The organism is Kitasatospora sp. NPDC089913, assembly GCF_044748625.1.
GTDB lineage: Bacteria > Actinomycetota > Actinomycetes > Streptomycetales > Streptomycetaceae > Kitasatospora.
In genome coordinates, this window is the sequence record NZ_JBIVGI010000029.1 from 75449 (window position 1) to 89474 (window position 14026).

Here is a 14026-nt window from a genome sequence, read left to right on the forward strand (position 1 = left end):
TCACTCCCAGTCCTCGGCGGCGCCGCTGTCGGCGCCGGCGGCGGGGTCGGTGCCGGCGCCGGCCGGCAGCACGGTGACGACGGCCCCGGGCGGGCCGCCGTGCGTCCACGGGGTGTCGTCCGGATCGGGCAGCGGCGCGGCCTGCCGGACCGTCAGCTCGAACAGGGTGAAGGTCACCCGCTCGCCCGGCTCGGGCAGGCTCCCCGGCTCGGGCTCCTTCTTCCGCCCCATGCCGGACAGCACCCGCACGGTGACGGTGCCCGCCTCCGGGTCGACGGCGGCGATCACCGCCTTCTGCGCAGCGGGCGCCGGCCCCGCCTCCGGACCCGGCGCGGCCCGGACCCGGTGCACCTCCCGGCCCGCGTCGGCGTGCGGGCGGTCGCCGGTGCGCACCGTCACCAGCGGGCGCGGCTTGGGGGAGCGGCCGGTGGTGTCGTAGTCCGGTACCACCTCGGTCACCACTCCGCTGAACGCCTCCCCGGAGAGCCGGTGCTCGGCCATCGCCAGCGGGTCGTCCAGCGCCTCCTGGACGTCCAGCCGGGTCTGCTCGCGTTCGCGCTGGGCGAGCTTGCGGGCGGCCGTCACGGCGTCGTCGACCCGGGGCTGCGGGGGCTCCCCGGCCGCCAGCCGGTCCCGGTGGCCGGTGTACGACCAGCGGTCGCCGGTCCAGCGCTCGGCCAGGTGGCCGGCCGGGGGCAGCGCCCGCAGCAGGTCCAGGCCGTGCCAGACGTCGTGCCAGGCGGGCAGCAGTTCCGCGCGCAGCACGGCGCGCAGCCGGTCGACGGAGACCCGGACGGCCTCCGCGGCCGCCGCGACGTCCCCGCCGCCGGGGCCCTCGGCCTCGCGCAGGGCCGTCGCGGCCGCGTCGTAGCGGGCGATCGCCGGGGCGAGCACCTTGGTGTCGAACACCGGGTCGGTGGTCGGACCGGCCGGCGGGCGGACCAGCCGGCCCTCGGCGTTGCGCTCGGTCTCGGCCCGTTCGGCCGCCTCCGCGCCGGTCTGCCCCTCGGGCGGGGCGTGCCAGGCCAGCAGGGCGGCCAGGTGCTGGTCCTCGAGGTGGCTCTGGCCGGTGGCCCAGTGCCGCGCGAGCAGCCCGGTCATCGGCAGCAGCAGGCTGGACCCGGGCACGGCCGAACGCTCGGCCAGGTGGGTCAGCCAGCGGCCGAGCAGCGGCACCCGGGCCGGGGCCGGGAACGGGCCCGGGTCCTCGTCCTCGGCGGTGCGGCGGAACCGGGTCGAGCGGCCGAGCAGCGCCAGGTGGCGCACACCGCCGGTGTTCGGCACGACCAGCTGCGGGGCGTCCGCGCACAGCTCGCGGACCACCGGGGACTTCTCACCGGTCTCCGGGTCCTTCTCGGAGCCCTCGATCAGCTCGACCTCGTCGCCGAAGGACTCCAGGTAGGGCAGCAGGTCGGCGGCCAGGTCGGCCAGGAACTCGGAGCGCAGCGTGCGGTTGAGCGGCTGCGGCACGATGTGCAGCGCCGGCGCGTCCCGGTCGGTGCCGAGCAGCACGGCCAGCGGGGCGCCGTCCTCCCCGGCGGAGGTCAGCGGGACGAGCACCATCGGGCGCTCCGACAGGTGCCGGTGGCGGACGGTGGCCAGCGGCTCGGCGCGGCCGCCGCGGACGGCCTCCAGCCGGGCCAGGGTGGTCAGCAGGCTCATCGCCCGCCCTCCGGGCCGGCCGGGTGGGGGCGGCCGAGCGCCTCGGCGCGCAGGGCGGCGGCGTAGGCCAGCCGGGCCGCGGCCTCGTCGGCGCCGCTGCCGTCGTCGCCGTCCTCGTTGCGGCGGTCCTCGTTGCGGCGGTCCTCGTTGTCCTGGTTGTCGTCGTGGTCGCTGTCGTCGTGCTCGCCGCCGGGGCGGCCGCCGTCGCCGACGGGCCCGGTCCGGGCCACCGCCAGGGCCTCGCCCACCGTGCGGATGCTGCCCAGCTCCCCCCGGACACCCCGGCCGAGCTGCTCGACCCGGTCGCCGCAGCGGGCCTGGGCCCGGCAGTGGAAGCCGAGTTCGCAGGTCGACAGGCAGTCCGGGCTGTACGCGGCCGGGACCGTCCCGACCGTCTTCTCCAGCTCCTCGGCGGAGCGGACGGGGGCGCCGTCCGCGTCGGGGGAGAGGTCGAAGTCCGCCCCCGGCGGCAGCACCGCCAGCAGCCGCTCGATGCCGGTCATCCGGCTCAGCTGGCGGCGGGTGGTCGCCAGCTCGCGGCGGACGTCCACCGGCACGGCGGTCGGCCGGCTGCCGAAGTCCTCCGGGCAGACGAGCAGTACGGTCGTCCGGGGGCTGCCCGGCAGCCGCTGCTCGGCGTAGGGGTCGGGATCCACCGTCCGCCCCGCCAGTGCCGCCGCGGCCTCCTGGAGCGCCAGCACGTAGACCGCCGCCTGCCGGGCGGCGGCGCCCACCTTGCCCGGGTCGGCGGTGCCGTCCAGCACCGGGAAGGACTTGATCTCGACCACGGTGCAGCGGCCGCCGTGCACCACGACGGCGTCCGGCTCCAGGTAGGCGGTCGAGCCGGCCACGTCCAGCCGCAGCAGCGGATGGTCCAGGAGTGTCCAGGCGTGCTCCTCGGCGGCCGCCTCCGCCAGTGCCGCCGCCGTCCGGTCGGCCCGCACGGCCGGACCGGAGGAGCGCAGCAGGTCCGGCACGAGCAGCGGGCCGTCCTCTCCGGCCGGCCCGAGCCGGCGGCGCAGCGGCTCCAGCAGCGCCGCGTAGCCGTTCTCCTTCAGCCGGGCCTCGAACACGACGCCGCGCGCCAGTGCGAGCGGAGACCGGCCGAAGGGGGCGGGGCGGCCGAGACGGGCGGCCAGCGCCGTCTTGTCCACCCCGGCCGCGTCCAGTACGGCGCGGCGGTGGCACCCGGGATTGGCAGCCAGGGCGGCGAGGGCGCGGGCGTTCAGACTGCGCTGCGGCGCCGGTCCGCGCAGCTCGGCGAGCCGCTGGGCGAGCGGCTCCGCCGGCCCGCGGAGCGGGGCGTTCGTCGAGACGTTCATGGTGCGGCCCAGTGTCGCATCCGGCTCCGACAATCCGGCCGGAACCGGCCGTTGGTGACGAACGGGCGGGCACCGGGGGGACGGAGGGGCGGTCACCAGGGGGGCGAACGGGCGGCCGTCGGGCGACGGAGGAGCGGTCGTCGGGCGGTTGTCGGGCGGCCGACGGGCGGCCGTCGGGTCCGCTGCCGGACCCGGCGCCGGACCCGACGGCGCAGGAGCCGGAGGCCGGGATCGTGGGCGTCCCGCCGGTGGGGGATCATGGAAGCCGGTGCTCGATGGCGAGGCCGACATCGACACCCGCCCCGATCGCGAGGAGCCTGCCATGCCCGCCCGAATCCTGCTGGTCCGCCACGGTGAGACCGAATGGTCGGCGACCGGCCGCCACACCGGTCGCACCGACATCCCGCTCACCGAGGAGGGCCGCGCCATGGCCAGGGCGCTCGGCGTCCGCCTCGCCGCGGCGCCCTGGAACGGCCTGCCCGACGCCCTCGTGTTCACCAGTCCGCTCGACCGCGCCAAGGAGACCTGCGCGCTGGCCGGACTCGGCGACCGGGCGGTCGAACGCCCCGAGCTCATGGAGTGGGACTACGGCAGCTACGAGGGCCGCACCGGCGCCGACATCCGCGCCGCCGACCACCCCGGCTGGCTGATCTGGCGCGACGGCGTCCCCGGCGGCGAGAAGCTCTCCGACGTCGCCGCCCGGGTCGACGCCCTGCTCGCCGACCTCAACGACGAGCACGGCGTGCCGGAGCCGGACACCACCGTCATGCACTGCGCCGACCGCGACGTGGTGCTCTTCGCCCACGGCCACCTGCTGCGCATCCTGACCGCCCGCTGGCTGGGCCTGCCGCCCGAGTTCGCCCAGCGGTTCAAGCTCGGCACGGCCGCGCTCTGCATCCTCTCCTGGGAGTACGGAGCCCCGGCGGTCGAGCTCTGGAACGACCAGGGCCACCTGGAGACCCTCACGCACGGGTCCTGACCCCGGGCAGCGGCCCGGGCGGCCCGGGCGGTCCGGGCGGTCCGTCGTCCCGGTCCGTCGTCCCGGTCCTCGCTCAGGTCCGTCCTGCTGGTCCGTCGTTCCGGTGCGTCGCTCCGGTCCCGAGGGGGTGGCGGACGGCGGGCCGGGCCGGGCCGCGGCGGGCGGGCCGGGTGTCAGGCGGCCGCCGTCGCCGCGCCGTACGCGTCCAGGAAGCGCCCGACCTCCGGCACCCGCCGGTGCTGCCGCAGCCGCTGCGCGGTGTCCGCGAGCATCGAGCGGATCCGCGCCGAGCGCACGTCGTCGAACAGTGCCACGGCGGCCGAGCCGTGCTCGGCCGCGCCCGCCAGATCACCGCGGCCGAGCCGGTCGTGGGCGAGTTCGGCGGTGTACAGCACCCGGTTGCGGACGAAGTGCGGCTGCTGGAGCGCTATGGCCAGCCCGGCCCGCTCGCTCGCCCGCTCCCAGTCCCCGAGGGCGGACCAGCACTGGGCCTGCAGCCCGGCGAGTTCGGCCTCGCCGAAGAAGGACATCCACTCCGGGTCGGTCCCGGACGGGCCCCGGTCGAAGTGCCGGCAGGCCCGGGTGACCGCCCGCTCGCAGGCGGCGCGGTCCTGCAGCAGCGCCCAGCCGCCGGCCTCGCGCATCGCGAGCAGGGCGAGCAGCCGGTCCGAGCCGAGCGCCCGGGCGGCGGACTGCCCGGCCTGGGCCGCGCGCAGCGCCTCCCGGGGCCGGCCGGCGTCGCGGGCGAGGAAGGCGCTGTTGCAGAAGACATGCGCCTCCAGTGCGGCGTCCCCGGCCATCCGCGCGGTGGCCAGCGCCTCGGCGTAGTACGAGCGGGCGTCCGCGAGCCGGTTCGAGTCGTGGGCCAACCAGCCGACCGAGACGGCCAGTTCGCCGGCGCCGGCCTGGAGCCTGCGCTCGGTCTCGGTGGAGTACTCGCACGCGTCGAGCAGGACGTAGGCGGCCCGCAGTGAGCGGCCCGCCTGCTCGAACAGCGCGTCGGCGCCGTGCGCGTCGTCGGCCAACCGGATGTCCCGGACGGCCTGTTCGACGCCCAGCACCTCGGCCGTGCCGACCTTGCGGGGCGGCGGGACGGCTCGGGGCCGGCCGGGCACGAAGCCGTTGCCGGGGGCGACGCGATCGGCGGGGACGACGCCGTCGCCGGGGCGGGGGCCCGGGACCGGGTGGCCGCCCGCCGTGCGGGGGGCATCGGCCGCGGCGGCTGCGGCGGCCGGGGCGGGCCGGTCGATGCCGATCACGGTGGCCAGCGCGGCGGGGCCGCCGGCCAGGAACGTACGGCGACGCACGTCGTCGTTCTCCTCGTCGGGATGGTGCGGTTCGGCGGACCCCCCGGGCGCCGTCGCGGACCGCGGTACCGGGGGCCCTTCCGGTGCGGGCGGTTCCGCGTACGGCCAGGCAGCGTACGGGAGTCGGGTGGAGAGCGGAGAGCGGGGGGCGGGCAGGGGCGGGAACGGGGGGTGGAGGAGCGGTGGCGGTCCGCCGTCCGGTGCGGCGGACCGGCCCGGGCGGTGTCCGGGGTCCGGCCCGGGTTCCCGTTCGGGGCCGGTCGTGCCGTCGGGCCGGGAGCGGCCGTCGCCCCCGCCCCCCGTGCCGCCGTCCGTCGAGCGGCGCCGGACGGCGGTACGGGGGGCGAAGCCCAGTTCGGCGAGCGACCGTTCCGGCCACATGTGCCGGAACACCCGCTCGTACGCGTAGTTGGGGCAGCGGATCTCGCCGGACTCGACCCGTCCGACGTACCGCGCGTCGCAGGAGACGTGCTCGCCGATCTCACGGGCCGCCCGGCGCACCGTCATGGCGAACTCGCCCGGTGAGCGGTCGCCGCGCAGGGCGCGCATCACGGTGTTGGGCGACGGGCGGTTCGGCTCGGCCGGTGGGGTGGCTGCCATGGTGCGCTCCGTGGTGGTGCGGGGTGGTGGTGCGGGGTCGGGCGGCGGTGGGGCGCGGGGCGCCCGGCCGCGAACGGGTCCGCCGGGGCGTTGTCGGTGGCCCGACGGACCGCCGGGCGCGGCACGACAGTACCCGGAGTCACTGCTCGGCCACAGTGCGTTGGGGGATGATGTGCCACCAATTGCGGGCAAACCGGGCATAGTTGCCGGGATCCGCCATGAAATGCCATGCCTTGCTGTAGGGCGCCCCGTGGCCTCCGGGGCCCGCCCGGCGTTGTGCTGTTACGTGGAAGCCCCGTCCGCCGTCCCTGCCGCACCCCCCGGTGGCAGCCCCAGCGGCACCCCCCCCACGCCGGGCGGCGCGGCTTCCACCCCCGACGAGGTGACAGGAGGGCCGATGCCGGCCACTGGAGTACCGCAGTACCGCCGCCTGGTCGCCGGAGGAATGCCGGCCGCCGCCGCCCCCGCCCTGCTGCCCGAGTCCGCCGACGACCGCGGCTCCGCCCGGCCGCTGTCCGGCGGCGGCCCCTCCCGCCGTCCGGCCGGCGACCGGGACCGCGCCCCGGCCGCCGCCCACGACACCGTGACCGTCGCCCTGCGGCACGGGCTGGAGGCGGTCGACATCCTGCGCCTGCGGCGGGCCTGCGGTGCCGTCCTGCAGAGCCGCAACGGCGCCACGGTCTCCTTCCTCGTCCCGGCCGGGACCTCGGCGACCTGGCACCTTCCCGGCAGCTCCTGTACCGCGGGTGCCCAGCTGCCGCCCGCCACGGACCCGCGCTGGGTGATGCCCCCGGCCGGCGCCGACTGCGCCGCCCGTCCCACCGACGCCTGGGTCCTCCGCTCGGCGCTCTGCGAGGCCGCCTGCACCCTCACCGCGGGCGGCCTCGGGCCGTTCTGAGGCCGCCGTCGTCCGTTCCGGGTTCCGGGCCGCTCGCTGCCCGTTCTGAAGCTGTTGCCGATCGTTCCGGGGGCGTTGCCGACCGTTCCTGGGGTGATGCCGACCCTTGCCGGGGCGCTGCCGTCGGCGCCGGGGTCGCTGCCGACCGTGCCGAGGGGCGGCGATAATGGCCGGTATGGGACGAAGCAACCGAGCCGGCCGCACCACGGAGCGGGGCCGCACCGCCGCCGCGGACGACCCGGCCGCCACCGGCCCCGGGGGCCGCACCCACGCGCAGGGGCCGCTCACCCGTGCCGTCGACTCCGGCCTCGCCGAGCTCCGTCCCGACCGTGACCGCCCCGCCGCCTGGTCCCTGCTGGTCGACGGCGCGCCGCAGTCGCTGGTGGACCTCGCCGACCCGACCCACCTGGGCTTCGAGTACCAGCGCCGGCTCGGCCACCTGGTCGACCTGGTCGCCCCGCCCGGCCGTCCGCTCACCGTCCTCCATCTCGGCGGCGGCGCCCTCACCCTGGCCCGCTACGTCGCCGCCACCCGACCGCGCTCGCGCCAGCAGGTCGCGGAGATCGACACCGCGCTCACCGACCTGGTCCGCACCGAACTCCCGCTGGAGCGCGGCTGGCAGGTCAAGGTGCGCGGCGCCGACGCCCGCGTCGTGCTGGAGCGCACCCCAGAGGGCGGCGTGGACCTGGTGATCGCCGACGTCTTCTCCGGCGCCCGGGTGCCCGCCCACTGCACCACCGTCGAGTTCACGGCGCTGGCCGCGCGCGCCCTGGCCCCCGGCGGCTGGTACGCCGTCAACATCGCCGACGGCTCGACGCTGGCGTTTGCCCGTTCCCAGGTGGCCACCCTGGGTGCCGTCTTCCCCGAACTCTGCCTGGTCGCCGACCCGGCGGTGCTGCGCGGCAAGCGGTTCGGCAATCTGATCCTGGCCGCCGCGCACACCCCGCTCCCGCTGGCCGACCTCACCCGCCGGGTGGCCTCCGACGCGGCCATCGGCCGGGTCGAGCACGGCCGTGCCCTGGCCGACTTCGCCGCCGGGGCGGCTCCGGTGACGGACGCTGCCGCCGCTCCGTCCCCGGCCCCGCCCCCGGGTGTCTTCCGGTAGGGCGCGGCGGCGTTGCCGGACGGGTTGCTGCCGCCCTCCTGTTCGGCCGGGCCGGGTCCTGTTCGGCCCGACTTCCGGTCGCGCGGCGTTTTATTGGGCAATTGGCCAATTGTGCTGACAGTCAATTGGTCTGATGCCCAATTGACTGTTCCGCACAGTTGGGCCGATGTCCAATTGGCTTGGCGCACAGTTGGCCTGACGCCCAATTGGCCGTCACGCCGTCGGGCCGCCGAGAATGGGACCGGCGCGGCGCGGACCCGGTCGCGCCGACCCGACCAGGAGGGGCGCACGTCATGCCGATCCGACCGGCCCGACCCAGCGAGGCGGCGGCACTCAGTGCGCTGGCCCTGCGATCCAAGGCCCATCTCGGCTACGACGCCGCCTTCATGGAAGCCTGCCGGGCCGAACTCACCCTGGATCCCGGGCAGATCGAGGCCGACCGCACGACCGTCGCCGAGGACGACGGTCGGGTGCTGGGTTTCGTCACCCTCACCGGGGTGCCGCCGGAGGGCGAGATGGACATGCTCTTCGTCGAACCGGACGCCGTCGGCCGGGGGATCGGCCGCCGACTGGTGGAGCACCTGTGCGCGGAGGCCGCTGCCCTGGGCTTCAGCCGGATCGTCGTCGAGTCCGACCCGAACGCCGAGCCGTTCTACCTGGCCGTGGGTGCGGTCCGTACCGGTACCGTCGCGTCCGGCTCCATCCCGGGCCGGGAACTGCCGGTCCTCACCCTGCACTTGACCGGAGCGGCCCCCGGGCGCTGACCGGCACGGGCCGGGGGGCGGTCGGGCGCGGGGCGTCCCGCGGTCCTGCCCCCGGCCCCGGTCCTGGCCCCGCCGGCCGTGCTCAGTGTCCCTTCGGCAGGCCCCGGTGCTTGTACATCGCGGCGGCGGTCAGGGCCAGCCCGGCCGCGATCGGGGCCAGGACGGCGGTCGCGGTGCCCGCGGCATCGTGTGCGACGGTGACCACGGCCGTCGTGGTGGCGGCCCGAGGGGTGGCCGGGGCGGCCTCGGCCAACGCCGGGGTGCCGTCGGCGGGCCGACCGGGTGCGGGTCCGGCCGCCGGGCTGCCGCCGGTGCCGCTGCTGCCCGGATGCCCGGGGGCGGGGTACTGGGGCCGGTCCGACGAGGCGGGAGCCGGGGGCGGGGCGGCGGGGTGGCGCTGGTCGCCGTCGGACCGCCCGGTTCCGGCGCTCCCGCCGGTCCGGGCGGAGCCGCCGGCCGGACCGGCGGCCGCCTCGCCGCGGGTCGCGCGCGCCTCGGCCGGGCGGGCCTGGGCGGGCACCGTGCCGAGCAGTCCGGAGGCGATCGCGAACGCGTCCGGCACGGCCGCCCGTTGCCCCGGCAGCGGGAGCCCGCCGGCCCGGATCCGGTCCTGGAGCGCGCTGCCGACGACGGCTGTCGCGCCGTCCAGCTCGGGTACGGCGCCGCCGGTGGTGAGGCCGGTGCTCGTGCCGTCCGCCCCGGACGCGTCCGTGGGAGCCGGGCCGGTGATCCGGTCGATCAGTCCGGCGGTCGGGTCCTGTCCCGGCAGGGCCGGCCCGGGAGCCGGGCCGGGGGTGGGGGAGGGGCCGGGTGAGCCGGACGGGAGCCTGGGAGCGGGCGTCGGCCCCGGACCGGGCGCGGTGCCGGGCGTACCGCCGTCCGCGGCACCACCGCCCCGGACTCCGCCCGGGAGCGCGGTCGACGGTCCGGTCGACGCTCCTGCGGCCGGTGCCCCGCCGCCGGACAGCGTCCGGCCGACGGTCCGGCTGGCGGGTTCCGGGAGCGCCTCGGCGCCGACCGCACAGGCGCCGGGGGCGCCGAACCCCCAGAGCTGCGCGAGCAGGGCCCCGCCGGCCGCCACGGCCCGGGGGCCCGGCAACCACCCCCGGGCCGTCCGCAGACCGGCCGTACGCCACCCGGCCGACCGCCACCGGCCGCCGACGGGCCGTCGGGCGGGTTCCGGGCCACTGGTCGCGTGATTGGCTCGCACGTGGATCGACAACGAGCGGACGGGCCGTGAGGTCACGGCCGCACCGTCACGGACGGTCATCGCGATCCGCGCCGCCCCCGCCCGTGCGGTGCGTCCGCCGTGCTCGCCTCCGGTGTCCGCCGGGCCCGTTCCCGGCCCGGCGGTCAGGTGGTGCCGGTGCTCAGGAGTTCGGACGCAGCGTCCAGATCACCGTCATGACGCCGGTCACGGCGCCGTCGGCGCGGGTGATCTCGACGGTCACCGGGAACTCGGGGCGCTCGCCCTTGTCCAGCTCGGCGACGATCTCGGCGGCGGGCCGGCCGAGCACCGCGGTGGCCGTGACGACGCCCATGGCGAGCTTCTTGTAGGCGATCTCGGCGCTCACCGCGAGCGGCACCGCGCGCGAGAGCTGGTCGCCGAACGCGGCCAGGACGATGCAGCCGCTGGCCGACTCGGCGAGGGTGAACATCGCGCCGGCGTGCGGGCCGCCCACGTGGTTGTGGTACTCGGGCTGGTCCGGCAGCCGGAGCACGGCACGCTCGGGGGAGGTCTCCAGGTACTCCAGCTTGAGGGTCCGCGCCATCGGCACGGTGGAGTCGAGCAGCTGGCCGATCGAAGGTGTCGTCATGGCGGCAACGTTACTAGCCGGTAGCTTTCGGCGGCAGGCCTGTGACCGGGGAAAAAGATGAGACGCGGGCCACGGTGCGGTCCGCGTCGCACAGCCCCCGGCCTCGCTGCGGATGTGAGGGAACGCGAAAAAGCCCCGGGGGCCGGTCTCTTGACGAAACCGACCCCCGGGGTCATGGGGTGAGTGACGGGACTCGAACCCGCGGCCACCTGGACCACAACCAGGTGCTCTACCAACTGAGCTACACCCACCATCAGTCCGGACCGTTCGCGCTTTTCGGCGTTCCCGCTCCGACAAGAAGAACTCTACAGGATCCGGAAGGGTGCTCGCGCCAGGGTTTCCGCTCGCCCGCTCCGGTCGGACCTCCGGGTGTCCGGACGTCCGACCGGGACGGGCCGCGGCCGGTGGGTCAGCCCGCCGGGGGCTGGAACTTCTCGGCGATCGCGCGCGCGGTGTCGGTGTCCGGGCCGGGCTGGGCGACGAACACCGCCTCGCGGTAGTAGCGCAGTTCGTCGATGCTCTCGCGGATGTCGGCGAGCGCGCGGTGGTTCCCGCCCTTCTGCGGGCTGTTGTAGTACGCCTTCGGGTACCAGCGGCGGGCCAGCTCCTTGATCGAGGAGACGTCCACGATCCGGTAGTGCAGGTGCCCCTCCAGGGCCGGCATGTCCCGGCTCAGGAAGCCCCGGTCGGTGGCCACCGAGTTCCCGCACAGCGGCGTGCGCCCGGCCTCCGGCGCGTGCTCGCGCACATAGGCGAGCACCAGCGCCTCCGCCTCCGCCAGGGTGACGCCGTGCTCCAGCTCGTCCAGCAGCCCGGACGAGGTGTGCATCGCCCGCACCACGTCCGGCATGTTCGCCAGCGCCTCCGCCGGCGGGCGGACGATGACGTCCACACCCTCGCCGAGGATGTTCAGCTCGGAGTCCGTCACCAGCGCCGCGACCTCGACCAGGGCGTCCCGGTCGAGGTCGAGGCCTGTCATTTCACAGTCGATCCATACCAAACGGTCATTCACGCCACTCACCCTACGGCGCGATCACGCGCCGCGGGCACCGATGGAGCCGAGCGGGGCGCCGGGGCGTACCCCTCGGAACCGTGCTCGTCCGGCGTGCGGCCGTCCGCCTCCCGCACCTCGCGGGCGTCCCGGGCGTCCCTCGCGTCCCGGCCGGGGTGGCCGCCCGGGTGCACCGGTCGGCCGTCCCGGCCGGGACGCGCCTCTCGGGGCTCCCTGGTCTCGGCCGAGGTGCTCCGGCCGACCTGCGGGCGCAGCTGACCCGCCCGGGCCTGCCGGGCCCGGGCCTCCGCCGTCGCGCCCGGGCCAGCGGCCGGCAGACGCCCGCCGGGTGCGCCGTGCGCCCGGCCGGAGCCACCCGCCGGGGACTCGTCCTGCGGCCGGTCGGCCGTACTCCGGTGCCCCTGGCCCTGACCGCGCGCCCCCGGCTGCGGGAGTCCGTCCTCGGCGGCGGCGTGCTCCGCCGTCCGGGGTGGCCGGCCCGCGCCGGGACCCGGCTGGGCCGGGACGATCGGCGGCCGCGCCGGACCGCGCCCGGCCCCCGGCTGCCCGGGGTGCGCCTGATGTCCGGCCGCCTGGTGCGGGTACGGCTGCCCGGCCCGCGCGTGGACGCCCTGGCCGGACGGCTGCCCGTGCTGGCCCGGGTGCGCGGCGCCGCCCGACCCGCCCGGGAAGCCCGGGGCCGGCGCGGCACCGTGCCCGCCGGGCAGCCCGTGGCCGCCGAGCGCCGGATGCCCGCCGAGCGCGCCGTGCTGGCCGGGCACCGTCCCGCCGAGGGCGGCCGCCGAGGCGATCGCACCGCTGGGCCGGAGGTCACCGCCGGCCGGCACGGCCGGGACCTGGGCCGACGAGCCGGGCCGGCGGGCCCGGTAGCTGGTCCGGTACGCGGCCGGCGAGACCCCGAGCTGACGGCGGAAGTGCCCGCGCAGCGCCACCGGCGAGCGGAAGCCGCACCGGCGCGCGACATCGTCCACCGACAGCTCCGAGGTCTCCAGCAGCCGCTGCGCCTGCAGCACTCGCTGGGTGATCAGCCACTGCAGCGGGGCGCTGCCGGTCAGCGTCCGGAACCGGCGGTCGAAGGTCCGTCGGCTCATGTAGGCGCGGGCCGCCAGCACCTCGACGTCGAACTGCTGGTTGAGGTTCTCCAGCGCCCAGGTGACCACCTCGGCCAGCGGGTCGTTGCCGATCTCCTCAGGTAAAGACTGATCGATGTACTGGGCCTGTCCTCCGCCGCTGCGCCGGCTCGGCACCACCAGGCGGCGGGCGAGCGCGTTGGCCGCCTCGGCGCCGTGGTCGCTGCGCACCACGTGCAGGCAGAGGTCGATCCCGGCGGCCGTGCCGGCCGAGGTCAGCACGTCGCCGTCGTCGACGAACAGTTCGCGCGGGTCCACGTGGACCCGCGGGTAGCGCTTGGCCAGGGTCGGCGCGTACATCCAGTGCGTGGTCGCCGGGCGGCCGTCCAGCAGGCCGGCGGCGGCCAGGACGAACGCGCCGGTGCACAGGCCGATGATCCGCGCGCCCTCGTGGTGGGCCTTGCGCAGCGCGGTGATCGCCTCGACCGGCGGCGGCTGGGAGATCGAGCGCCAGGCCGGCACCACGATCGTGCCCGCCCGGGCGAGCGCCTCCAGCCCGTAGGGGGCCGAGAGGGTGAGGCCGCCGGTGGTGGCGAGCGGGCCCTCCTCGCCGGCGCAGACCAGCAGCCGGTACCGGGGCACCCCGGCGTCCTGGCGGTCGACGCCGAAGACCGAGAGCGGGATCGAGCTCTCGAAGATCGGTGCGCCGCCGAAGATCAGGACGGCGACGGTCTCCCGGCGGCGACGGCCGGACAGCTTGCGCGGGGAGGAGGCCATCGCCGGCGTCGAGGAGCCGTTGAGACCGGCCGCGGTGCCCCCGTGACCGCCGGCGCCGTGTCCCGCGGCGCCGAGCCCGGCGGCGCCGAGCCCGGCGGCGGCCGCGCCGACCATGCCGTGGGGGACCGCGCCGAGGCCCTGGCCGGGTGCGCCCGTCGCGGCGAAGGTCGCGTAGCCGGCGTCCGGTCCGGTGGGGCCGTATCCGTTGCCGGGGTGGCCGCCGACGTTCTGGTGGCTGCTCTGGTGCCCGTTCTGGTGCCCGCCCTGGTGACTTCCGGAATGGCCGGTAACCGACGCCCCGGCCCGGCCGTCCGGACCCGCTCCGTACCCGCCCCCGTGGCTGACGCCGGATCGACCGACGGGGCGTCCGCCGTGCTCCGGGGTGACCGGGAAGGACGGGGAACCCGTGCCCGACGGTGTGCCCGGACCGGACGGTGCGCCTGGTGCGGATGGTGCGCCAGGGGCTGTCGGGACCGCAGTGGAATAGGAGGGGTACGAGGCGGTGCCGGAGTGACGGGTGTTGGCGGTGGAGGCCTGGGAGCCGGTGCCTCTCGTGGAACGACCCACGATGCCGGCCACGGGCTGGCCGCTGTCAGGACCCGCGTCGCTCCTGCTCACCCTGCTCAAGGCGCTCAAGCCCCCTCGGTGGTGTGGTGTGGTGGTGCGGCACTGCTGGCCAAGATCGAATCTATCGGGTGGACCGTTGCCGTTGT

Annotated in this window: 10 protein-coding genes, 1 tRNA gene and 1 pseudogene; 4 read left to right on the plus strand and 8 right to left on the minus strand. The window is 77.0% G+C overall.

Going from position 1 to position 14026, the window contains the following annotated elements; all coding sequences use genetic code 11:
* Positions 1-1662, minus strand: a complete 1662-nt coding sequence (locus ACIPYS_RS32775) for a hypothetical protein (protein ID WP_400753060.1) — start codon at positions 1660-1662, stop codon at positions 1-3.
* Positions 1659-2984 (minus strand): hypothetical protein, encoded by a 1326-nt coding sequence (locus ACIPYS_RS32780; protein ID WP_400753062.1) that lies wholly within the window; start codon positions 2982-2984, stop codon positions 1659-1661. Before ACIPYS_RS32780 ends, ACIPYS_RS32775 begins: the two co-directional genes overlap by 4 nt.
* 322 nt (positions 2985-3306) lie before the next feature.
* Between ACIPYS_RS32780 and ACIPYS_RS32785 the strand changes: the two genes are divergently transcribed.
* Positions 3307-3963: a histidine phosphatase family protein gene (locus ACIPYS_RS32785; RefSeq protein WP_093862016.1), complete on the plus strand. Its 657-nt coding sequence runs from the start codon at positions 3307-3309 to the stop codon at positions 3961-3963.
* A gap of 173 nt (positions 3964-4136) precedes the next feature.
* On the opposite strand, the gene ACIPYS_RS32790 is transcribed toward ACIPYS_RS32785, so the two are convergent.
* Positions 4137-5870 carry a hypothetical protein gene (locus ACIPYS_RS32790; protein WP_400753065.1) on the minus strand — a complete coding sequence of 578 codons (1734 nt, stop codon included), beginning with the start codon at positions 5868-5870 and terminating at the stop codon, positions 4137-4139.
* 397 nt (positions 5871-6267) lie between these two features.
* Between ACIPYS_RS32790 and ACIPYS_RS32795 the strand changes: the two genes are divergently transcribed.
* The 3 genes from ACIPYS_RS32795 (at position 6268) to ACIPYS_RS32805 (ending at position 8637) form a co-directional block, all read left to right on the plus strand.
* Complete coding sequence (locus ACIPYS_RS32795) at positions 6268-6768, plus strand: hypothetical protein (RefSeq protein ID WP_400753068.1); 501 nt, start codon at positions 6268-6270, stop codon at positions 6766-6768.
* Between the two features lie 175 nt (positions 6769-6943).
* Positions 6944-7873 (plus strand): spermidine synthase, encoded by a 930-nt coding sequence (locus tag ACIPYS_RS32800; RefSeq protein WP_400753071.1) that lies wholly within the window; start codon positions 6944-6946, stop codon positions 7871-7873.
* A 293-nt stretch (positions 7874-8166) separates the two neighbouring features.
* Positions 8167-8637, plus strand: a complete 471-nt coding sequence (locus ACIPYS_RS32805) for a GNAT family N-acetyltransferase (RefSeq protein ID WP_093862018.1) — start codon at positions 8167-8169, stop codon at positions 8635-8637.
* An 82-nt stretch (positions 8638-8719) separates the two neighbouring features.
* On the opposite strand, the gene ACIPYS_RS32810 is transcribed toward ACIPYS_RS32805, so the two are convergent.
* The 5 genes and pseudogenes from ACIPYS_RS32810 to ACIPYS_RS32830 form a co-directional block, all read right to left on the minus strand.
* The gene (locus ACIPYS_RS32810) at positions 8720-9736 is read right to left on the minus strand and encodes a hypothetical protein (RefSeq protein WP_400753075.1); all 1017 of its coding nucleotides are present in this window, start codon (positions 9734-9736) and stop codon (positions 8720-8722) included.
* A gap of 271 nt (positions 9737-10007) precedes the next feature.
* Positions 10008-10454 (minus strand): DUF4442 domain-containing protein, encoded by a 447-nt coding sequence (locus ACIPYS_RS32815; protein ID WP_030394133.1) that lies wholly within the window; start codon positions 10452-10454, stop codon positions 10008-10010.
* Positions 10455-10629: 175 nt separating this feature from the next.
* Positions 10630-10705: transfer RNA gene (locus ACIPYS_RS32820), tRNA-His, on the minus strand.
* 158 nt (positions 10706-10863) lie between these two features.
* A complete protein-coding gene (orn, locus tag ACIPYS_RS32825; RefSeq protein WP_078880011.1) occupies positions 10864-11466 on the minus strand; it encodes an oligoribonuclease in 603 nt (200 codons plus the stop codon).
* Between the two features lie 680 nt (positions 11467-12146).
* Positions 12147-13313, minus strand: a pseudogene (locus tag ACIPYS_RS32830) (helix-turn-helix domain-containing protein); the annotation flags it as partial.
* Positions 13314-14026 lie beyond the last annotated feature (713 nt).